Annotated in this window: 17 protein-coding genes; 5 read left to right on the top strand and 12 right to left on the bottom strand. The window is 33.0% G+C overall.

Annotated elements, in window-relative coordinates:
- Positions 1-186 precede the first annotated feature (186 nt).
- A complete protein-coding gene (locus tag NK213_RS08000; protein WP_253348389.1) occupies positions 187-639 on the top strand; it encodes a hypothetical protein in 453 nt (150 codons plus the stop codon).
- A 117-nt stretch (positions 640-756) separates the two neighbouring features.
- The gene (locus NK213_RS07995; RefSeq protein ID WP_253348388.1) at positions 757-1,212 is read left to right on the top strand and encodes a YfcE family phosphodiesterase; all 456 of its coding nucleotides are present in this window, start codon (positions 757-759) and stop codon (positions 1,210-1,212) included.
- Positions 1,213-1,585: 373 nt separating this feature from the next.
- On the opposite strand, the gene NK213_RS07990 is transcribed toward NK213_RS07995, so the two are convergent.
- Entirely contained in the window at positions 1,586-2,335 is a 750-nt protein-coding gene (locus NK213_RS07990; RefSeq protein ID WP_253348387.1) for a DeoR/GlpR family DNA-binding transcription regulator, read from the bottom strand.
- 483 nt (positions 2,336-2,818) lie between these two features.
- On the opposite strand from NK213_RS07990, the gene NK213_RS07985 reads away from it, so the two are divergent.
- Entirely contained in the window at positions 2,819-9,646 is a 6,828-nt protein-coding gene (locus NK213_RS07985) for an autotransporter domain-containing protein (protein ID WP_253348386.1), read from the top strand.
- A 79-nt stretch (positions 9,647-9,725) separates the two neighbouring features.
- Here NK213_RS07985 and NK213_RS07980 read toward each other — a convergent pair whose 3' ends face one another.
- Positions 9,726-10,037: a hypothetical protein gene (locus NK213_RS07980; protein ID WP_253348385.1), complete on the bottom strand. Its 312-nt coding sequence runs from the start codon at positions 10,035-10,037 to the stop codon at positions 9,726-9,728.
- A gap of 205 nt (positions 10,038-10,242) precedes the next feature.
- Between NK213_RS07980 and NK213_RS07975 the strand changes: the two genes are divergently transcribed.
- Together NK213_RS07975 and NK213_RS07970 are read left to right on the top strand one after the other, a co-directional pair.
- Positions 10,243-10,821, top strand: coding sequence for a Spy/CpxP family protein refolding chaperone (locus NK213_RS07975; protein WP_253348384.1), 579 nt, complete (start codon positions 10,243-10,245; stop codon positions 10,819-10,821).
- 74 nt (positions 10,822-10,895) lie between these two features.
- Positions 10,896-11,297 (top strand): hypothetical protein, encoded by a 402-nt coding sequence (locus NK213_RS07970; RefSeq protein WP_253348383.1) that lies wholly within the window; start codon positions 10,896-10,898, stop codon positions 11,295-11,297.
- A gap of 37 nt (positions 11,298-11,334) precedes the next feature.
- On the opposite strand, the gene NK213_RS07965 is transcribed toward NK213_RS07970, so the two are convergent.
- The 10 genes from NK213_RS07965 to NK213_RS07925 all read right to left on the bottom strand — a co-directional run bounded on the left by NK213_RS07965 (position 11,335) and on the right by NK213_RS07925 (position 23,053).
- Positions 11,335-11,868: a metallophosphoesterase gene (locus NK213_RS07965; RefSeq protein ID WP_253348382.1), complete on the bottom strand. Its 534-nt coding sequence runs from the start codon at positions 11,866-11,868 to the stop codon at positions 11,335-11,337.
- Positions 11,869-11,994: 126 nt separating this feature from the next.
- Positions 11,995-13,179 (bottom strand): M20 family metallopeptidase, encoded by a 1,185-nt coding sequence (locus NK213_RS07960; RefSeq protein WP_253348381.1) that lies wholly within the window; start codon positions 13,177-13,179, stop codon positions 11,995-11,997.
- Positions 13,180-13,256: 77 nt separating this feature from the next.
- Positions 13,257-14,792 (bottom strand): AbgT family transporter, encoded by a 1,536-nt coding sequence (locus NK213_RS07955; RefSeq protein WP_253348380.1) that lies wholly within the window; start codon positions 14,790-14,792, stop codon positions 13,257-13,259.
- 184 nt (positions 14,793-14,976) lie between these two features.
- Positions 14,977-16,461: a lysine--tRNA ligase gene (gene lysS, locus NK213_RS07950; RefSeq protein WP_253348379.1), complete on the bottom strand. Its 1,485-nt coding sequence runs from the start codon at positions 16,459-16,461 to the stop codon at positions 14,977-14,979.
- Between the two features lie 62 nt (positions 16,462-16,523).
- Positions 16,524-16,892 (bottom strand): DUF1934 family protein, encoded by a 369-nt coding sequence (locus NK213_RS20635; protein WP_371926398.1) that lies wholly within the window; start codon positions 16,890-16,892, stop codon positions 16,524-16,526.
- A gap of 5 nt (positions 16,893-16,897) precedes the next feature.
- Positions 16,898-17,293 carry a hypothetical protein gene (locus NK213_RS07945; RefSeq protein ID WP_253348378.1) on the bottom strand — a complete coding sequence of 132 codons (396 nt, stop codon included), beginning with the start codon at positions 17,291-17,293 and terminating at the stop codon, positions 16,898-16,900.
- A 22-nt stretch (positions 17,294-17,315) separates the two neighbouring features.
- Positions 17,316-17,783, bottom strand: coding sequence for a 23S rRNA (pseudouridine(1915)-N(3))-methyltransferase RlmH (locus NK213_RS07940; RefSeq protein WP_253348377.1), 468 nt, complete (start codon positions 17,781-17,783; stop codon positions 17,316-17,318).
- Between the two features lie 66 nt (positions 17,784-17,849).
- On the bottom strand, positions 17,850-19,736 hold the full coding sequence (gene mutL / locus NK213_RS07935) for a DNA mismatch repair endonuclease MutL (RefSeq protein WP_253348376.1): 1,887 nt from the start codon (positions 19,734-19,736) through the stop codon (positions 17,850-17,852).
- The gene (locus NK213_RS07930) at positions 19,729-20,412 is read right to left on the bottom strand and encodes a thymidylate kinase (RefSeq protein ID WP_253348375.1); all 684 of its coding nucleotides are present in this window, start codon (positions 20,410-20,412) and stop codon (positions 19,729-19,731) included. Before NK213_RS07930 ends, mutL begins: the two co-directional genes overlap by 8 nt.
- A 112-nt stretch (positions 20,413-20,524) precedes the next feature.
- Positions 20,525-23,053 carry a tetratricopeptide repeat protein gene (locus NK213_RS07925; RefSeq protein ID WP_253348374.1) on the bottom strand — a complete coding sequence of 843 codons (2,529 nt, stop codon included), beginning with the start codon at positions 23,051-23,053 and terminating at the stop codon, positions 20,525-20,527.
- Positions 23,054-23,287: the final 234 nt, after the last annotated feature.

Genomic DNA, 23,287 nt, shown 5'->3' with positions numbered 1-23,287 from the left:
CATAAATATAAATTTAATAATATTATATATGATAAAATCAAATAAATCAATAGAAAATAAATTGTTATTGTGTTATGATAGGTTTTTATATTTATTTAAATTATAGTGAATATAATAGTTTTAATAAGATGAGTTAGATTGATTTATGAACTGAATTTAGATAATTTAACATTTGAGGGGGAATGGATGATGAAAAAAGAAGCAGTATTTTTTCTTATAATTACACTATGTCTTCTTTATATAAAGATAGAATATCAGTCTTATATAGGAAGCAGGTTATTTGGAGCTGTAACAGGCTTTAATCCTGAAGGACAATTTGAAAAAAGTGATGTTTTTCTGGCCTTGCTTTACTTTTTTTTCTTACCTAAAATAATATATAAAATATTTATTTATAATTTTAAAAACACAGAGAAAAGTAAAAGACTAATGGTTTTCTTTATAATAATATACTTTTATATTATAGAGTTACTTGTAGCAGCAGAGTTTCTCCGAAATGACAGCCGTATAAGAGCTTATTTCGAAATAAAAAAGGAAATGATACCGGAAAGAGCTTTTTTTTCTTTGATTTCTCCTGTTAATTTAATTTTTTTGGTGATGGTTTTAGTAATTTTCCTCTTTATGGCAAAAAAGAAAGAATAATAATTTCTTTTTTTGATACGTTGTGGTAAAATTAAAAAAAGGGAGAAATAAGACATCAAAACATAAAATCCCTGATAAATCACTTATTATCCGTAATTTTCAGAAAGAAGAGGAGAAATGAAAGTATTAATTTGTTCTGACAGTCATAAAAGACTGGATATATTTCAAAAGGTAATAGAAAAGGAATTGCCCGAAGTGGTGTTATTTGCAGGGGATCACAGCACAGATGCCATAGATATGTCTTATGTATATTCCGATATAAAATTTTTTATAGTAAGAGGAAATACTGACTATTTTGACAAAGAGACATCTGATGAGCTGATAATAGAACTGGAAAAGGAAAAGATTCTTTTGGTGCATGGTCATTTATTTGGCGTAAAGTCATATATGAATGAGCTGGAAAAAGAAGCAGAAGCAGATGGTGTAACTATGTGTGTATTTGGACATACTCATATACCTTACTGTAAAGAAAAAGATAAAATAAAATATATAAATCCCGGAGCCATGCAAAATGGGAATTATGCTGTCTGGGAAGGAAAAAAAATAGAGTTGAGAAATATAGCAAACAAGTAAACTTAATAGAATTAGTTGGTGTTTCTGTATATAGAGGCGGGATACGGCTGTAATTGCGTTTTTTATATTGATCTGTGTATTAAGGGATGAAAGGAAGATAGCTATGAAAAGAAAATCCTGGAATATTCTGAGAGCGGCTTTGATGAAAACCAGAAGGAACAGACGAAGAAACTTCAGATATAAACATTTTTCAAAAACTTAACAAAAATTGTAAAAACAGATATTGAAGTCCGGATATTTGTGGAAATTATATAAAAAAGGCAGAGCAGTATCAAAAAGATATAACTTTATTGATACTGCTCTTTTTTTGCAGCTGTATTTTTAGGCACAGCTCACAGATGTTGGTTTATAATTAATCCTTTTATTATATTTATTACTGAATAACAGCAATTTTTTGTTTAGTATATAATTTTGCTATATTAGGATTTACATTTTCTGTTATTAAATAAGTAAGTGTATCAACAGGGCAGATTATCTGGTTAGAAACTGTCCCCAGTTTGTCCAGAGTAACTAATCCTATTATTTCAGTGGAGATAGATGCCATCTTTCTTTTTACAAGCGATTCTGATATTGTGGGAACACTTATTCCTATTTGATCATCAATATTATAAATTCCCATAATATAAGTATCTGCTCTCACATTATTCAGATACTCCACTGTATCAATACCAAGATTAACCATGGATTGTTTATAAAGAGTTCCCCCTATCATAAGGACTTCTATCTGTTCGTGGTATGCAAGTGCCATGGCTATGGGAGGGCTGTTAGTTATGACCGTTGCCTTAAAATTAACGGGAAGAGCATTTACCAGATGTAAATTAGTTGTGCCGCCGTCAATTAATATGACAGTATTTTCCTGTATATAAGGAAGAGCTTTTTGTGCTAAATTTTCTTTTAAATTATTAGAAATCTTCAGTCTTTTTTCAAAATCTGTTACTGGAGGACCGATTCTAAGGGCACCGCTGTGAACTCTTCTTACAAGCTTTTTTTGATCAAGCTCTTTTAAGTCTCTTCTTATAGTATCTTCTGAAACCTGAAAAAGCTGGCTAAGGTCACTTGCAATTACTTTTTGCTTTTCGTCCAGCAGTTCTAATATTTTTTGCTGTCTCTCCTCTTTTAACATATAAATCTTCCTTTCTGAGTCATAATAGCTTAATTGTAGCATAAACATGCAAAAAAAGAAATGCTTTTCTATCTAAAAATGCGTAATAATACTTTTTTATGCTGTTTTGTATTTGGGATGTACTGTTTAATGGGATGCGGGTTTTGAGGAGAAATTATCGGATCAGTTTTTTTACTTATGTTTATATTTTACAATGGAAAATAATTATTAAAAATATCCAAGATTATGCGGGAACAGTTAAAAAAAAGGCGTTAAATATGATTGATTATTTTTGTTTGTTATTATTTAAAAAAATATAAAATAGAAAGTATAGATAAAATAGGGAATATAAAGAATGGTTAAAAAGCATATGTTGACAAAATTAAACGAATATATTAAAATAAAAAGTATTACACGCTTGTCAGAAAGGAGATGTTAAGACAGAAAAAAATGCATGTTTAGTGAAATAAAAAATTATTCTTTGAAGGAGAAAAAAGGAGATTTATGATAAAAAATAAAAGATTATTAGTAGGATTTTTAGCGATGAATTCTATACTAAATGCTGGTACAGGCAATAATGCCGAAGCGATAAAAAATGACAGATTATTCAATAAAATGGTAAAAAATATTGAGGCAGGAAAGTCAAATAATGAAAATTATAAATTGATAGAGAAGGTTCTGAATAAAAAAAATGCAGAATTAAAGGATTTGTATATGCAAGGCGATTATGTGGTGAAACCGGAATACCTTGAATGGCAATGGTTTGTTACAGGATTTTATTCAGAAAGAGGACGGGGAGATAATACATCCGGAAATGCAAAGTACCGTTCAGAAACAGAAGGATATTATAATGCAGACGGGGAATATGTGGTAACAGAAGGAAAACCTTATATGCCTGTCCAGGAAGTAAAGACAATTAATCTTGGTATGAGTATACCGGTAAAAGGATTGAGCCTGGGGGCTTTATCTATAAATCCGGGGGAAGTAAAACTTCCAGATATAGAAGAAGTAACTGTAAATGTAACAGTACCTGCTGCACCTGTGGTAGGAAATGTAAACTTGCCGGCGTTTACACCAACAGCACCGGTTATAAGTACTCCTTCTATATTTACACCACCTGCATTGGATAAAGTATCATCAGGTTTTGCACAGGGAGACCCTGTTGGATTTATACCACAGGTAAATGTTATATTAGGAAATGCCAGTGCTGCACCAATAAGCGGAACAACAACAGTAACTTCACTTGGAACTTCACAGTTTTCAATAACAGGATCAGGTTTCACATGGAGCGGGTATAATGACAGTGTAACTACTTCAGGAACAGTTAATACTAATACTTATACAATGAATGGAAGCAGCTATCCTCATACATTTTTAAATGTTCTTGCAGGATCATCGACACTCAGCGGAAACTGGGTGTACAGAGACCAGACAACAGGAAGTGTAAATACTGCAAGATTCGTCAGTGTAAACCATGCTTATGGAGCAAGACATCTGAATACGGAATTCCATCTCGCAGGAGATGCTGTTATACATGGAAGAAGCGACGGTCACATGACAGTAGGAATAGAATATCAGGCGTATGATGCTTTGAGTGCAAAGGCAATTATAGATCCCGGAGCCACTCTTACTTTAGAAAGCGGTAAAAATCTTTTTGGTATGACATTAATGATAGAAAGTCCATACTATAGAGATGATTATACTAAAATACCTATAGATACAACATGTGCTTCAGGAGTATGCAGACCAATGGAAAATCTGCCTATATACGCCACAGCTGAAAACAGAGGAAAAATAGTAATAAACAGTCAGGAAAGTATAGGAATAGATTTTGCAAAATATACGGTTCCGTCATCAGATGGATCTAATCCAATGACAATATATGTAAAGCCGGGAAATATAGAGATAAACGGCAGTTCAAACTATGGTATAAGAATTCCGAATATTTTTGATTATGGAAATCTCGGAGGGGCTTATTCAAGAACAAGCCAGTTAGGAACAGTAACATACAGCAGTAACGGAAAAGAACAAAATTACTTTAAAGAGACAATTGTAGACGGTTCAGGAGGAATGGTAACTGTAGGCGGAACACAAAACGTAGGAATTTCTCTGTCAAAGAAAATAACAGGTTCTACACAGGTAGCTGCTGTTCAAGGGCTGTCAGCTTCAGATTCAACAGATCTTATAGGTAATATAAGAAATCTGAATATAACAGTAAACGGGACTGAAGGAATAGGAATACTAAGAAATGCTAATTATGTGGAAAAAGATGATTCTACAGGAACTCCATTCGGGGATATAGTATTAAAAAATATAAATGTAGAAAGTCTGAATTTTGGTACAGAAGCATCAAAATCAGTACTTATAAGAAGTGACAGATCAAAGTTAGTGCTGGAAAAAGATCTTACTTTAACTACGGTACTTTCAGCAGGAAAATCAGATAATATAGTAATGCTTGCCAATAATTCGGCAACAGCAAATTCATCAGACCCTCTATATACTGCAAAAGTAGAAAATAAAGCAAAAATAGATATAGGCGCAGGTCTTTATAAAACCACGGTACTTCTTTCTGCAAATGGCGGAGAAGCAACGAATAGTGCTGTAGGAGAAATAATAATAAACTCAGATGAATCTCAGGGAATGGCAATACTTTCAGGAGCTGCGGGATTTAACAGCGGGATAATAACAGTACTGGGAACAAAATCAGTAGGTATAGCGAACATGGGAGAATTTACCATGACAGCCGGAACAATAGATGCATCAGGAGATCAGTCAGTGGGAATTTACGGGGCTGACAATAATAATAAGACAAATATAAACGGCGGAACGGTAAAGGTATCAAATAACGGAATAGGTTTTTTTGCAGGTGATAACGCAACAATAAATATTAGCGGAGCATCATTGGAAGCAAATGATAAAGGTCTTTTGTTTTATACATATAAGAATTCTTCTGCAACAACATCTACAGGTCACATAAATATAACAGGGACAGTAAATGCAACAATAAATGCAGGAGGAACAGCCTTTTATCTGAAAGATGACCTTACTCAGATTACTAATTTTATAAACAGTGTATTTACAGGAAGCGGAAAACTTAATCTAAATATGGCAAGCTCTGATTCAAGACTGTTTATACTTGATTCACCGGCTAATGATATATATTTGAGCAGTTCATCAAGTTCTGCAATAGAATCACTGATTCCATCATCAAAAGTAAGTATTACAGGGACAGGATACAAGCCTTATGCGGTATTTAAAGGAGCCCTTATAGTAGATCAGAATGTAAATCTGGATGATGTAAACGATGCATATAACAGACTGGACTTTATGTCGTCAAAAACGACTGTTAATAGCGGAGTAGTAATTTCAGGAACAGGAAATAACGTATCTGCAATAGGACAGAGAAATTATACAGGAACAAGCGGAAGAGACGAAGTAACTGTTATAAATAACGGAACAATAAATCAAAAAGGTCAGAATGTAATAGGGATAGTAACGGATTATGGAAATATAAGTAATACAGGATTAATAAGTTCCACAGGAGACAGCTCAATAGGAATATATGGTGCAAACGGGACAATTAGTAAAAATACAGGGAAAATAGAAATCGGAAATAACGGTATAGGAATATACGGTGGAAACCTGCTTACTGCTGCTTTACCAGGATACGGTAATCAGGAAATAGAAATAGAAAACGACGGAGAAATAAAAACAAACGGAACAACAGCAGGAATAGGAATATATGCTAACAATACAGCAGTTGGAGTAATAGATTCCACAATAAAACTCGGAACTAATTCTGATATAAATATGAGCGCAGCAGATAATGGAGTAGGGGTATACGGGAAAAATACAACAATCAGCGGCGGCGGTGCGATAACAGTAGGGAAAAATGGTATAGGAATGCATCTTGAAGACAGTTCTGTCAGTTTAAGCAGCATAACTATGAATTTATCCGGAGATAATGCGGTAGGATTCAATCTTGCAGGAACAACTTCTTTTGCAGGAAGCGGGGCTTTTAATGTAAGCGGTAATAATTCCGTATTATTCAATATGCAAAAATCAGCGCCAAGTACGGATTATATTAATTTTTCAGGATTTAGTATAAACGGATCAGGAAGCTATATCGGCGGAAATATAGAAAATGCCGGTTTTTACTATAATACTTCGGGAACATTAAATACTAAAAGTGTAATGGCAACAGGCAAAAATTCTATTATATTATTTGACAGCGGAGCAAATATCACTACAACAGAAAGCAGTACAATAGCAGGAATTGCTGACGGAGCATATAACGGAGGAAAGCCTTTTGCATTTTTGAGTACTACTGCTGATAAAGAACTTACAAACAAAGGAATAATATCATTAGGAGATAATTCAGCCGCTCTTTATGCTAAGAATAATGCAGCAATGTTAAATGAAGGGACAATTTCCGCAGGTAAAAATTCTGTAGGATTATACGGTACAAGTGTAAATGATGTAGAAAATAAAGGAACAATTAATGTAGGAGAAAACTCAAAAGGGATATATCTGAAAGACGGGGTACTCACAGGAACACTGAATTCAGGAAAAATACTTAGTTCATCAAATGCAGCTGTTGGGATAATTTCTGACTATAGCGGCGGAACTCCTACACTGATAAGAACATCAGATGAAATAAAGCTGACAGGAGAAAATTCTGTAGGAATATATACTACAGGCTCTGGAATACAGAATATAGAAAATACAATGACTATAGAAATAGGAAATTCTTCTGACAGAAGTAATCCGGGAATGGCAATTTATAATACAGGTGCCGGAAATACAATTTTAAATACCGGAACAATTACAACAGGGACGAATACGCTGGGAATCTACAGCAAAGGCGGAACTGTAAATGAAAGCGGACATCTTAATATAGGCAGCAGCGGTACCGGAATTTATTCAGACGGAGGAAATGTAATAATAAGCAGTACGGGCTCTATGAATATAGGAACAAATACAGCAGTCGGGGTATATGGGACTAATAATGCCAATATTCAGAATAACCTTGCTAATATTGGAATAGGGAATGGAAGTTACGGATTTATAGCTGAAACAGGAACAGACGTTACTAATACAGCGGCACAGATATTAGGTGAAAATACAGTATTTGTTTACGGTGATGGTGCCGGAACAATCACAAATACAGCGGGCGGAAGTATAGGCGTAACAGGTTCAAACAATATAGTAATTTATACAACAAACGGCGGAGCAGTATTAAATGCCGGAAATATAGCAGCAGATGCCGGAAAGAGTAATATAGGTATATATAATAAAGGTGGAAGCATCACAAATACCGGAAATATAGCAGTAGGAGACACAACGTTTGCTTATGATTCATTTGGAGATGTTGATATTATAAACAGTAAATATGCAGTGGGTATTTACGGAGAATTGTCAACAGTAGAGAATCACGGAAATTTAACTATTGGAAATAATGCAGTGGGATTATACGTAAAAGATAATACAGTAACAGCATTAAACTATGGAAATATAACTACAGGAAGTTCTTCGGCACCTAAAAACGGAGCAATAGGAATTTTTTCAGACGGCGGAGCCGGAGTAGAGAATCATGGAAATATTACTTTATACGGAAATGATGTAATAGGAATAGCCGGGAAAAATTCTCAAAAAGTAACTAACTTAGCAACAATAACAGTGGAAGGTCAGAATGCAACAGGGATTTACGGGACTTTAAATACAGTAATAGATAATCAGGGGACTATAAATGTATCAGGATCAGATAGTGTCGGAATAATAGCTCCAAATGGGAAAATAATTAATAACGGAACTATAAATTTCATAAATGGTGCAAAAATGACAGCAGCTGATAATGAGTATGCAATACCAGAGCTTATAAATGCCGGGATTATTCGTGTGAACGGAAACTTTGAAAATACCGGGATGAAGATATCTTTAAAGCCTGACTTGAGTACATTACAGGAGTCAACAATTGCAGGAATCGACTTTATAATGGACAGCGGAAGTATATCGGCAGATACACTTACAATAACTGATACAGTAAAAATTCTTCCTGATTTTTCTCAGGGAACAAACGCTAAAGTGTATAAACTGGAAAATGCTTTTATATCAAGCAATATTATATCTGCCAGCGGAAAGCTGCCGGTGGTAAGTAACTCACTTACATGGGAAGCTACACCTTCAGTAAATTCAGACGGGAATATAGATATCTATATGTCAAAAAAAGATTATCATGATTTTACTGACGGGTTATGGTATGATGATTTCGGAAAAGCTCTTGATGAAAATTACTATAATGCCACAGGAGATGCAGGGAAAATTTATGACAAGCTGGATCTTATAGAGAATGAAAAAGATTTCAGACATGTTATGGAAGGTCTCGCAGGAAATATTTATGCTAATATAAACCAGCGTGAAGAAGATATAGCAAGAAGTCTTGAAAATTCAATGGCTTTAATGCAGAATTCCGAGAACAATACAAAAGAGAATGTAAAGATAAATGTAATAGCAGGAAAAGGAAGAACAAAAGAGGATACAGACGGTATTGTAAACTATGATTATACAACAACAGGAGTTCTTGCCCTTCGTGAAGTGGAAAGAACTTACAAGAATACATTTGGTTACTCACTGGGATATCTGCACACAGGATTTGAGTTTAAAGACGGAAACAGCAGCGAAGAATGGGTAGATACTGTGCAGTTAGGAATTCACAATAAATATAAGACAAATGGATGGAATCTGAAAAATGATCTTACAGGAAGAGTAAGTTTTCATAATATAGACAGAAATCTTGACTGGCCTTCGCCGTCAGGACGATCAGAAATGAACGGAACTTATGAAACATACAGTATAACAAGTGACAACATTCTGGGGAAAGAACTTTCGGCAGGAAAAAATACAACAATAACACCATATGGAGCATTGCGTGCAATGTATGTAACAAGACCTGATTTTAGTGAAAACGGGGAAGAATCGCTGAAAGTAGAAGGAAATGATGCATGGAGTGTAAAACCAAGAGCAGGGGTAGAACTAAAAACAGCAGTACCATTGTCTAATTCAGGATGGCAGCTGAAAGGAGCTCTTGATGTAGCATATGAATATGAACTTGCTGATCTGAACGAAAGAGAATATGCAAAATTAACAGCAGTAGAAAATAATTATCATAAATTATCGAAACCGGAAGATGAAAAAGGAACATTAAGAACAAGAGCATCAGTAGGAATAGAAGCAAAAGACAGATACGGAATATTCCTTTCAGGGGAATACGGAGTAGGAAATAATAATGAAGATGACTACAAAGTAGGATTAACATTAAAAGCAGTATTTTAAAATAAAAAACTACACTTTATGAATAACAATACAGTTATTTTAAGTGTAGTTTTTCTTATTATATATCCTAATAAAAAGCTTATTTTTTACAAACAGGCAGACCATTCATAACAGCCTGAAGTTCTCCGTTAGGTGATGAAGAAGAATATAAAATACCGTTATTTAAATCAGAAGTGAAGTAAAATAACAGATCTTTTTCAGGAGCCTTAACAGTAAGTAAATACTGATATTGATTATTTTTTTCCTTAATAAATTTATAAACTGATGTTGTATTATTATCCTGATCAATAATATCTGCAAATGTCTTGATATTATTGTCAGCTATACTCCGGCAGTCTGCTAAGGCTGTGATACTGAACAGTACTAAAAAAATTAATAATAATTTTTTCATAGTTTTCTCCTTTTAGTGAATTTGATCCAACATGGAATCATTAGTTAATTATAATTAATTAAGAAAAAAAAATCAATGTTTAATAAAAATAATAATAAAGGGACTGAAAGAAAAATAAAATATAATTCAAAGTGTGAGAAAAGGGGAAACTAAGCAAGAGAATTTAAAATTAACTATATATAAAATACTCAGGAGGAACATTAGAATGAAAAAAGGATTAATTATATTAACGTTGATATCATTATTATCAATGGGAGCATTCGCACAAAGCGAAGAACAGTATTTTTACGGAGGTCAGCAAGAACGAACTGCAAGTAAAACTTTGAAAAACGATTTGAATTTAACACAGGATCAGAAAACGAAGCTAAAAGCACTTAGGGAGGAAACAAAAGATAAAATTAAAGCTTTGAGCAATGAAGATCAAACAAGGGAAGAATTTGTGCAAAGCCTTAAATCTATCAAAGATGAACAAAAAACAGAATTAAACCAGATTTTAACACCAGCACAGCAAAAAATGGTAGAGTCAAAAGAATCAGCGATGCAGAAAAGAAAAGCTGATTTTGAAAAAAAGCTGAATCTTACAGATGAACAAAAAGATAAAATCAGCTCAATAAGAGACGAATATTATCAGAAAATGAGAGCATTGAATACAGAAGGTTTAACAGAGATGCAGCATAAAAAAGAAATAGCAAAATTAGTAAAAGAAGAAGTTCAGGAAAGAAATCAGGTATTAACAGTTGAACAGAAATCATTTTTAAAAAGTGAAAGAAATAAAATGAGATAATACGATTAATTTATTGATTTTTTATTTACTTTAAGATAAAATATAGAAAATCAATATAAAGGAGATTAATCAGCATGAAAAAAATAGTTGTATTACTTTTAGCATTAATGAGTTTTTTCAGTTTTTCAAAGAATTATGAGAAAAAAGAGGATAAGAAAGGAACCGGAACATCGGCAATTGATCTTGTATTAATAGAAAGTTCCAAAAATTCTTACGATTTTTCTTTTGAATATGTGATGCTGGGTTCTATGCCGAAATTACATCAATTAGCAGGAACAGCTTATAAAAATGGAGATAAGTATATATTCAAAGTATCAGACGGCAGCAAATTAGAGTTTAGCATAAAAAATAACAAGGTTGTTGTTTCAGGAGATTTTGACAGATTAGTCAAAGGAGAGTATATTTATACATCAGAATCTACAAGTGAAGATCGTGAAACAATAGAATGGATAAAAGAAAACATTATGACTGATTAATAAAAATAAAACAGCAAAAATAAGGGACTGAGCTTATTTACTGCTGTTTTTTTATTATGGTTTCTATACTTACCGGAAAAAAGTTATTAACATCAACACCAACATTAAATGCGTTATTTCCAAGAATAGAAAGGCGTTTGTTCTGCCCGGGGTCTTTGCCGGAATTATGAACATGCCCGTAAAGATGAACAGATCCTTTGAAAAATCCGTCCCATTCAAGAATCGGATAATGAAAAAGGACAAACTTCATCTTTTTATAGTTCAGGACAAAATAATCTTTTATCCATTCAAAAGCATTGACATCAAAATTTTCATCATTAAGAAATTTATCATGATTACCTCTTATAAGGTATTTTTTTCCATTCAGGGCGTTTAGAATGGCGTTAGCCTGGTTACCGGTCCCTTTGAACAGAAAGTCCCCGAGAATGTAAATTTCATCATGATCAGTAATATAGGAATTCCAGTTTCTAATAAGGACTTTATTCATTTCATCCACATTTTTAAATGGTCTCTTACATAAATTAATAATATTTGAATGAAAAAAATGTGTGTCTGCGGTAAAATAAATCATTTCTCTCCTCCTTTCAATCTAAGTTTAATCATGTTCTACATTATATCATAAGTTTTGAAATTTTCAAGAATTTTATAAAAAAGAGATGCTTCCATATAAAGAAACCATCTCTTAATATATTTTGAATTATTTTGATTTTTCAAGAAAATCTAATGCTACCTGTGTAAGTATTTCCGATGAAGTAACAGTATTTCTGCTGTGGAATGAAAACATCGGATGATGGTGGACAGGAGGATTTTCCATGTCTTCTGCCACACCAAGAAAAATAAATGCAGAAGGGACTTCCTGTGTAAAATAAGCAAAATCTTCTCCGCCCATAACAGGCTTCGCCATAATATCCACATTTTCACTTCCCAGAATCTTTCCAGCAGCTGATATCAGGGTATCTGTAGAGTCAGCATCATTGATCAGGCAGGGAAAACCAAAATGATAGTCGAATTCATATGATCCGTTATAAATATCAGTAATTCCTTTTATTGTCTGCTCCATAAGCTTGGGCATATTTTTTCTGACTTCTTCATTCAGAGTTCTGACAGTTCCTGTTATTTCCACTTCATTCGGGATTAAATTCTGTGCACTTCCGCCATGAACAGTACAGCACGAAATTACAGCAGGTTCAAGAGGATCCACTTTTCTGCTGACAATAGTCTGCAGAGAAAGAATAACTTCGGCAGCCATAACCACAGGATCGATAAGCATATTAGGCATAGAGGCATGTCCACCTTTTCCGATAAGCTTGATTCTGATATTATCAGGTGCAGCCATCATAGGACCTTTCATTGTAATAGCTTTTCCTTCAGGATACGGTCCCCAGACATGCAGACCGAAGGCAGCATCTACTCTGGGATTTTCAAGAATACCCGCATCAATCATGGGCTTCGCTCCGCCTTGATTTTCTTCGGCAGGCTGAAAAGCAAATTTGATATTTCCGGATATTTCATCCTTTAATTCATTAAGAATAAGAGCAGCACCAAGAATACCCGCAGCGTGGCTGTCGTGGCCGCATGCATGCATAACTCCTTTTACTTTGGATTTATAAGGTACGTCAGCTTCTTCTTCAATAGGAAGGGCATCCATATCCCCTCTGAGAAGAACTGTTTTTCCTTCTTTTTTTCCTCTGACGATAGCCAAAACACCAGTAACAGCAATATCTTTCTGATATTCGATACCATGTTCTTCAAGGATTTCTATGATTTTTTTAGTTGTTTCAAATTCCTGAAATTCTATACCGGGATTAGCATGAAAATGTTCTCTTGCACCCATAATTACAGAAGAATATTTTTTTGCCAGTTCTTTTATACGATTTGTCATTTTTTCACCTTTCCTTATAAATAAAAATTTTGATGTTCCCGATTTTAGACCTGTCGGGAAAACTTCGGCTCACGGAACTAAAAGCTGTAATGAATTCCTGCTCCGGGCCCAAGCGGTATATTAAATATTATAAATAAAATTAGCAATAATGTCCAGACAATACCAAAAAATAAAGAATATGGAATCATATTGGAAATTAGTGTGCCAAGTCCGGCTTTCTTATCATATTTTCTTGCTACAGCAATTAAAATAGGAAAATAAGGAAACAAAGGACTAAGAGGATTAGTAACTGAATCCCCTATTCTGTATGCCATTTGTATTAATGCAGGATTATATCCCAAAAGCATGAACATAGGAACAAAAATAGGAGCCATAATTGCCCATTTAGCAGATGCACTTCCAATAAATAAATTAATTACAGAAGACAGCAGAATAAATAAAATCATAAGAGGTATACCGGATAAACCAAGATTCTTTAGTCCTTCTGCCCCTTTTATAGAGAAAATAGATGCCAGATTGCTTTCATTGAAAAAAGCTAAAAATTGTGCAGAAGCAAAAGCCAGTACAATATAAAGCCCCATGTCTGACATAGACTGCCCCATGAGATGTACAAGATCTTTGTCTGTTCTTATTTTTTTTACTATGACACCATAAACTACTCCAGGAATAAAAAATGCAAGAGTGACTAAAAGAACAATGCTCTTCATCAAAACAGAACTAGAAGAAGTGAGGCTTCCTGTCTGCGGATCTCTGAAAAAGGCATTATCCCCAATACATAAAATAATGACTATTACAGAAAAAATTCCCAGACTTATAAGTGAATACTTCAGAGCTTTTTTTCTTACATTTTCATCAAGGGCATCTTTTATCTGTTCATTATGATATTCATATCCCACACCTTCAAATCTTGGAGCGATAATTTTTTCAGTAACAAAAACTCCGGTAATTACAAGGACAAAAGTGGATACAAATAAAAAATAAAAATTCATTGCAACAGTTCCCGCATAATTTTTATCAAGAATCTGCGCTGCAGGGATTGTAAAAGTCGCTGCCAGTACATCTGAAATACTGATAAATATATTTGCTGCAAAGCCGGCTGCTACCCCTGCATAGGCTGCGAGCATACCCACAAGAGGGTGTCTTTTCAGGCTTATAAAAATAATTGCAGCAAGAGGCGGTAAAATAATAAAACCTGCGTCCCCCGCAGCATTAGCCAGAATACCTATAAATAAAATACATCCAGTGACTAAAGGTTTGGGGATTTTTACAGTGGTAACTTTCAGAAGTTCTTCCATAAAGCCTGTTTTTTTAGCTACTCCAGCGCCGAACATTGTTACCAGAACCACACCAAGCGGCGGAAATCCCTGAAAATTAGAGATTATACTGGTAAAAATCGTCTGGAAACCTGTTTTGGTAAAAAGATCCACTGCAAGTAGAGTTTCCCCTGACTTTGGATGTATTACCGAAATACCTGCTGTTGCCACAAACTTTGATATAATTATCACTAGTATACAAAGAATAAATGACAATGTAACAGGATCAGGCATTTTATTACCAACGTTTTCAAAAAAGTTTAGAAAATTTTCGAAAAAGCTTATTTTTTTTGTCTTCATAATATCTCCATTCTATAAAATATCTTACTAAACTATAGCATTTTTTAATGGATTTTATAAATATAAATTTTTTATATAATTATATATGAGTTTAAATACATAATTTTTGTTTATAAAAATGTAAGAAAAAATACGGCTGATTAATTAAATGGTTTAGCCGTATTTTATATTATTATTTATGATTTTATAATTCAAAATCTTCTTTTTTCAATGCAGGGAACAAAAGTACATCTCTTATGGAAAAAGAATCTGTAAGCAGCATTGTAAGCCTGTCAATTCCTATTCCGAGACCGCCAGCAGGCGGCATACCATATTCCAGTGCTCTGATATAGTCAAGATCTGTTTCATGCGCTTCATCGTCTCCGGCTTCTTTCATTTTCTCCTGTGCATCAAATCTTTCTTTTTGCTCCACAGGATCATTCAGTTCGGAAAACGCATTGGCATGTTCTCTTCCGTATATAAATAGTTCGAATCTGTCTACAAAATCAGAAGAATCCTTTTTATTTTTTGAAAGAGGGGAAATCTCTTTAGGATACTCTGTGATAAATGTAGGGTTAGCAAGTGTAGATTCTACTTTTTCTTCAAACAGAAGATTTAAAAGACCGTATTTAGTGTAACTTTTGTCTTTTTCCAACGGGATACCCATTGATTTTACCAGATTTAATGCTTCTTCATCACTGTTAATGCTGTCAAAGTCATATCCTGTAGCATCTTTTACTGCATCTTTCATTTTTATACGCTTCCAAGGTCTTGTAAAGTCAATTTCCGTATCCTGATAATTAAGTTTCGTAGTTCCGAATAATTCTTCTACAAGAGAAGAAACAAGTTCTTCAGTAAGATTCATAATATCTTCAAAATCAGCATAGGCCTGATATAATTCCAGCATTGTAAATTCCGGATTGTGCTTAATAGAAGTCCCTTCATTTCTAAAACTTCTGTTTATTTCAAAGACTTTTTCAAATCCTCCGACCAATAATCTTTTTAAATATAATTCAGGAGCTATTCTCAAAAATAAATCCATATCCAGTGCATTATGATGCGTGATAAAAGGTTTTGCATTAGCACCTCCTGCAATAGGGTGAAGCATAGGTGTTTCCACTTCAAGAAATCCTTTATTTTCAAGGAAATTTCTTATAAATCTGAGTATCTTGAACCTTGTAATGAAAGTTTCTTTTACATCATTATTCATAACAAGATCAACATATCTCTGTCTGTATCTAGTCTCAACATCAGTCAGACCATGGAATTTTTCCGGAAGCGGTCTGATATTTTTTGATAAAACTTCAAATGAACTTGCTCTTAGTGTAAGCTCTCCAGTCTGTGTTTTGAAAAGAGTACCTTCGATTCCGATAAAGTCACCGACTCCGAGTTTTTTGTAAATTTCGTAGTTCTCTTCACCAACGGTATCTTTTTTTACATAGTACTGGATTTTTCCTGAAAGATCCTGAATGTGTCCGAAACCGTTTTTTCCCATTCTTCTGAAAGCAACAATTCTACCCGCTGTTTTAAAAGTCTTTTCCGAAGTTTCGTCGAATTTTAAAATGTCGGCTATGTCGTCTTTCTTTTCAAATTTTCTCCCGTAAGGCTCAATACCAAGGGCTTTTAGTTCTTCTACTTTTTTCAGTTTTTCTCCAATAATTGATTTTTCATTGATCTGTTGTTCACTCATAATAATTATATCCTTTCTTTCAGTACTTTGGCTGACACGGATTCAGGTTATATTTTCCATGATCAGGGCTCCAGTTCTATTATTTTCAGTTTTATGGTATTTATGACTTCACTCTCATCTATAACATCATATATAAGATAAATATTTTTTTCTGAAATATCTAAAAAACTCGTGTTTAAAAAAAGATTTTTTTTAAATTCCTTAGTTAAGTATAAAAAATTTGTCATTTCTTTTAGTTTAAAAATCTGTTTTGTATTTATCTCACCTTTTCTATATATTTTCACATGATTTTCATAAAGAAAGATTTTCGATTCGCCGTGTTCATCCGAATAAGAGTATTCGATTCTGTTATCTAAAAGGACTTTCTGAGAAATAAAAGATTTTTCATATTTATTACCAAATTGGTCTTCACTTTTTATAAGCAGATACATAATTTTTAGTCTAAAAGATTTTCTATAAAATCTTCAAGATCTTCCTCGCTCTCATCTAGGTCATCAACCTCGTGGATATCATCCGGTTCGTCGGATTCGTCATATTCCAGATCTTCTTTAGACGGTTTGTCGTAATCCTCGAAGTCTTCGTTCCAAAACATATAATCCTTATCTACCCCATAGTAATCTTCTTCCCAGATATTTAATATATCTTCCTCTTCATCATCAGCTATTACTATAATTTCATCGTCGTTAGAGTCACATAAAAATGCTCTTTTTGTTCCTTCTTCATTCTCTGCAATAATGTATTCTTTGCCTTTTATAGTCAGATTAGCGATGCAGTTAAAATATTCGTTTACATCATCTATCACAACTTCAAAATCTTCACCAACAGAAAACATAAAAAAAATCCCTCCAGTTTGTTTATTTATGGTATTTAATATTGTTATTAATGGAAATCCATCTGTATATCTGCTCTATCAGGATTAACCTCATTAATTGGTGAGGAAAAGTTAATTTTGAAAATGAAAGTCTAAAGTCGGCTGTATTCTTTACATCATTATTTACTCCGTTAGAGCCTCCGATTATAAAGTTAATTTTACTGTTAAAATTGGAAATTTCCATTATTTTCTGCGCCATTGCAGGAGATGAAACACCAATACCATCTAAATCCAGCAGGATATTATAATAGTTCTTACCTTCTATAGATTCCAGTATTCTTTTTGATTCTGTGTTAACAGCGCTTTCGATTCCACGATTCTCACTTTCCTCTTGAATTTCTATAATACTAAAATTAGAAAATTTTTGCAACCTTTTCTTGAATTCCAGTATCCCCTCTTTTATATAACTGTCTTTAATTTTCCCAACAGCGGTTACATTAATCTTTAGCATATTTTCACCTCATTGTCAAAAGAAAAATATATTTTTTTAGAAAATAATATATTTTTAATTTTTTGATTATCCTTTTCGACCAAACATTTTGTCCAGATCATCCTTTGGAATATTGATAATGATGGGTCTGCCGTGAGGACATGTGTATTTTCCTATTTCATGGAGCCTTTTTATAAAAGATCTTATTTCGTCAGGGTCTAATTTTTGTCCTGCCTTTATGGCACCTTTACATGACATAGAAATAATAATTCTTTCTCTGAGATCTTTTATTTCAACATCATTTTTCAGATCGGCAAGAAGATCCATGAATACATTCTTTATACTGTCTCTAAAGTCAAAAGCCGGCACTGATCTCAGTATAATTTCATTTTCTCCGAATTCATCAACATCAAATCCAAAATCTTGAAAAACCTCGGCATTTTCCATAACAAGATTTTTATCCGGAGAACTGAGCTCAATCTTTTGGGGAATAATCAGGTTTTGAAAATCAAGTTTTTTACTGTAAAATTTTTCCTTAAGTTCCTCATAGAGTATTCTTTCATGTATAATATGCTGATCATAAATTTCCAGTTGATTTTTATTTTCTACTAATATATACATATTAAAAACCTGTCCGATTATTCTGTAATCTTCCTTTTTCTCTGTTTTTTCCACTGGAGCGGCAGACTTCTCATCATGAATTTTTTGTATATTTTCAGATACATTATTTTCTTTTTCATAGGAAACAGATTCTGTAATTTTATCCTCTTTTACAAAATCTGTAAAATCAGAATCATCAGGTTCTGTTATAAGAGTCTCTATTGCTTTTTTCGGTCTTTCTTCGATAATTCTTGTTTCGATTTCTCTGTTATCAAGGGTTTCAAGACTGAAAAACTGTTTGTTTTCACCTTTTATTACTTCATCTGAAAAGAGATTTTCAATCTTTTCCAGCTCTGCGGCATTGACATTAACATTTTGTTTCAGCAGATCAAGGTTAGGCTGCCATTCCTGTCTTTCTTCAAGGTAAAAATGATCATCCATAGCGCTTTTTATCAAACTGTAAATGATTTTATCATTTGAAAATTTTACGATTTTCTTTGAAGGATGAACATTTACATCAATTTCTTTCGGATCTGTTTCCAGAAAAATAACAGCAAAAGGATATTTTCCCTTCATCAGTTTAGTATAATAACCGTCAAGAACAGCTCTTTCTATTGTGTTTGATTTTACATATCTCTTATTTACATAGGTAAAAATATAGTCCTTTGAACTTCTTAGAATTTCAACAGAACCAAGGTATCCATGCTCGAATTTTTTCAGATTTTTTAATACATTCTTTCCGAAAAGTTCCAGTATGGTATTTTCTATTCCTTTACCGCTGGTTTTTATGCTTAATTTGTCATCAAAAATCAAAGTGAAGGCTGTATTATAATTAGCAAGGGCTTCTTTTAGAACTATATCCCTTATCTTATTATATTCTGTGCTTTCTTTTCTCAGAAATTTTTTTCTTGCAGGGGTATTGTAAAAAAGATCCCTGATTTCTATCTCTGTTCCATTATTTTTTGATACATCCTCTACATTTCTTATAGAACCTGCATAAGCTGTCATTTTATAGCCTACATTGGATTCTTTTGTTTTAGTAGAAATGGTCATTTTAGAAACAGATGAAATAGAAGCCAGTGCTTCTCCCCTGAATCCATATGTCATAAGATTAAAAATATCATCCTTGGTTGATATTTTCGATGTAGCGTGCCTCTCTATAGAGAGCATCATGTCATTTTTTTCCATGCCGGAACCGTTATCTGTGATTTTTACATCTTTTCCGCCGTTAAAAACTTCGATTTTCACAGAATCAGCACCTGCATCCAGTGAATTTTCCAAAAGCTCCTTTATCATAGAGGCGGGGTTTTCTACCACTTCTCCTGCTGCGATAATATTAGATACACTTTCGTCGAGAATTTTTATTTTATTCATATAGAACTCCCTTTTCAGATAGTTTTTTTATAATATCTTCATTTATTTCTTCTATATTTTTCAAAACTCCGTTTGTTTCACATGAAACAATAACCCATCCATATTGTTTTGCAAGATTCAGCGCATTCAAATATGAATTTTTCAGGTATTCGCTGTTTGTTTCATGAATATCCTTTTTTTCTTCCCCGGTTATTTTGTTCTTTCTGTCACTCATTAATTTTTGACTGAGTTCGGGGGAAACATCAAGGAATATAACAACATCAGGTTTGGGAAGACCAAGTTTATTCCATTCAAGGTCAATCAGCCAGCTGAGGAATATCTGTTTTTCTTCTTCATTTTCTATCTTTGAGGCCTGATGTACCATATTTGAAGTGGTATATCTGTCGCTAAGAACAATACCGCCGTCAGTATAAAATTTTTCCCAGTCCTGTTTATATGACGCATATCTGTCTACTGCGAAAAATGTAGATGCAGCAAAGCTGTTTACGTCATTTACATCTTTTCCGAAATCTCCTGAAAGATACATTTTCAAAGGTTCTGATGCAGGGCTTTCGTAGTTTGGAAAAGAGATTTTCTTTATATTATAATTTCTGTCTTTTAGTTTTTTATATAATAAATTGGTTTGTGTTTCTTTGCCGCTTCCGTCGCTTCCCTCTATTATTATTAGTTTTCCCATATTTGGTATCTCCTTTTATTTTGTAAGTTTTTAAATTAATAAATACATTTTAGCATACCTTAAAAAAGGTGAAAAGTCAAAAATAGAAAATTTTGACTTTTTTGGGGAAAACTTAACTGTCTAGTCTTTCAGTTAATGATTCTTCAAGGAGTTCGAGCATGTAGTCAGCGTTTTCATTTCCTAATTTTTTGGCTTTCTCAAAATATTTTCTGGCAGTTTCAGGCTCGTTTTTGTCCATGAAAATAGCGCCTAACCGAATAAATGCAGAACTGGAACCAAGATTTGCCGCTTTTTCATAGTAAGTAACAGCAAGATTTATTTTATCCTGATTTTCATAAAGAAGTCCAAGATTAAAGATAGCATCAATATTTCCCTTTTCAATGGCTAGTTTATAATTGGTAATAGCCAAATCAAATTTTTCCTGATTATGATAGAGAATTGCCAGTGTATTAATAGCATCTTCATTTCCTACAGTAATAGCTATTTTGAAATACTTTTCGGCGAGATCAAATTTTTCCTGATTTTCATAAAGGGCAGCCAGATTTTTCGAAGCATAAAAATTATTTTTTTCAACAGCCAGCAGGTAATATTTTTCAGCCAATTCCAGATTATTATTATTTTCATAAAAAACACCTAAATCATTATATGCATCAAAATGTTCATTTTCAATAGCTATTTTAAAATACTTTTCTGCAAGATCAAATTTATTTTGTTTGGTATAAAGATCAGCCAGATTTCTTGAAGCATAAAAATCGTTTTTTTCAATAGCGAGCAGATAAAATTTTTCAGCTGATTCAAATTTGTTATTATTTTCATAAAAAAGTGCTAAATCGTGATATGCATCAAAATTTTCACGTTCAATAGCTATTTTAAAGTATTTTTCAGCCAGAGTATGTTTATTTTGTTTTATGTAAAAACTTCCTAAATTTCTTGGAGCATGAAAATCGTTTTTTTCAATGGCAAGTAAATAAAATTTTTCAGCTAATTCTGGTTTATTCCAATTTTGATAAAGAAGCCCCAGTCCGTTTAAAGCATCTGTATTATCCCTTTCAAAAGCCATTTTATAATATTTTTCTGATAATTCATAATTACTTAACTCTTGATATAAAGAAGCCAGATTATTCATAGCAGTATTATTATTATAATCAATTGAAAGTAAATAATACTTTTCAGCTGATTCCAGCATATTATAATTTTGATAAAACACGCCTAAGTTATTGAGAGTTTCATAATCACCTTTTTCTACTGCAATTTTGTAATATTTCTCAGCCAATTCAAAATTATTCTGTTGCTCATAGAAATCGGCAAGATGTCTTGGTGCATAAAAAACACCCTTTTCTACGGCGAGTAAATAATATTTTTCGGCTAGCTCCGGTTTTTCCCAGTTTTCATATAGGATAGCGAGATCATCTAAAGCAGAAATATCCTTTTTTTCAATAGCAATTTTATAATATTTCTCAGCCAGTTCCAGTTTATCCTGATTCCAGTAAAATAAAGCAAGTCGGCTGGCAGCATATTCATTGTTTTGTTCAACAGCAAGTAAGTAATACTTTTCAGCAAGCTCTGGTTTTTTAGCGGAGCTGTACAATTTACCCAAAGAATACGTTGCTTCATCATTTTTTCTTTCAGAACCGATTTTATAATATTTTTCAGCTAATTCTGTTTTTCCCTGAGCCAGATAAAGATCGCCCAGATCATTTGGAGCAGAGGAATTGCCCTTATCACTGCTTAATTTATAGTATTTTTCAGCCAGATCTTTCTTATTTTCTTTTTTATAAAAGACAGCCAAGTCGTATAAAGAAGAATCGCTTCCATTTTCTGCAGAATTTTTATAAAAAGTTTCGATTTTATCATGTTTACCAAGCTTTACATACAGGGCAGTTAAACGTTCTGAAGAAAAGTCACTGCCTTTTTCAATTCCTAATAAATAATACTTTTCAGCCAGCTCATATTTATTTTGCAAAGCATAAACATCGCCAAGAGCATGGAATGATAGAATATCACCTTTTTCTGTAAGTGTTTTAAACCGTGTTTCAGCTAAATCATATTTTTGCTGTTTTAAATATAAAAGTGCCAGTAATCTTGCAGCGACAATATCACCGGTATCACTTCCAAGTATAAAATATTTCTCAGCCTGAACCAGATCATTTTTCTTTTGAAATAAAAAGCCCAGATTTACATAAGCATCAAAATTTTTTCTTTCTATGGCTATTTTATAATATTTCTCAGCCTGAGATAATTTATTTTGTTCTTCATAAAGAAGTCCTAAAAGTCTTGGGGCAAGAAAATCACCGGTTTCTATGGATAATAGCAAATATTTTTCACTCATATGAGATTTATTATATTTTGCATAAAAAAATCCAATATTATTATAAACATTGCCAATTTCCAAATCAGCAGCAATTTTAAAATATTTTTCTGATACATTGAAATCGTTATATATTTCATTATAAAGAATCCCCAGATAATACGCTGCCCAAAGAGATTTTTCCTCATCATAGGCTTTTTGAAGATGAAGTTTTGCGTTTTCATAATCTTTATTTCTAAGATATTCTAACCCCGTCTCATAATTATTTTCCCCAAAAGCAATACAGTAAAAAAACAAAATAAAAATAACAACCAATAAATTTTTCCTTTTCATAAACCCTCCAAATACTAATTTTTATGTAATAAGTATACTGTAGGATAATTAAAAAGTCAAAAAATATTAAAGACAGCCGGATTAAATTAACTCTGGCCGTCCTTCTTTTTATATATTAAAGGGCAAAAAGCACATTAAAATATTTTATATTTTTTTCTTAGGCAGATGAAGCGCCTTCCCAAGACAGTCTGCACATGCTTCAAGTATTGCTTCCGAGAATGTAGGATGGGCATA

Origin of the sequence: Sebaldella sp. S0638 (assembly GCF_024158605.1) — a bacterium.
Classification (GTDB): domain Bacteria; phylum Fusobacteriota; class Fusobacteriia; order Fusobacteriales; family Leptotrichiaceae; genus Sebaldella.
Note: the sequence above shows the minus strand (reverse complement) of the source record. Positions and strands in the feature narration are given on the sequence as shown.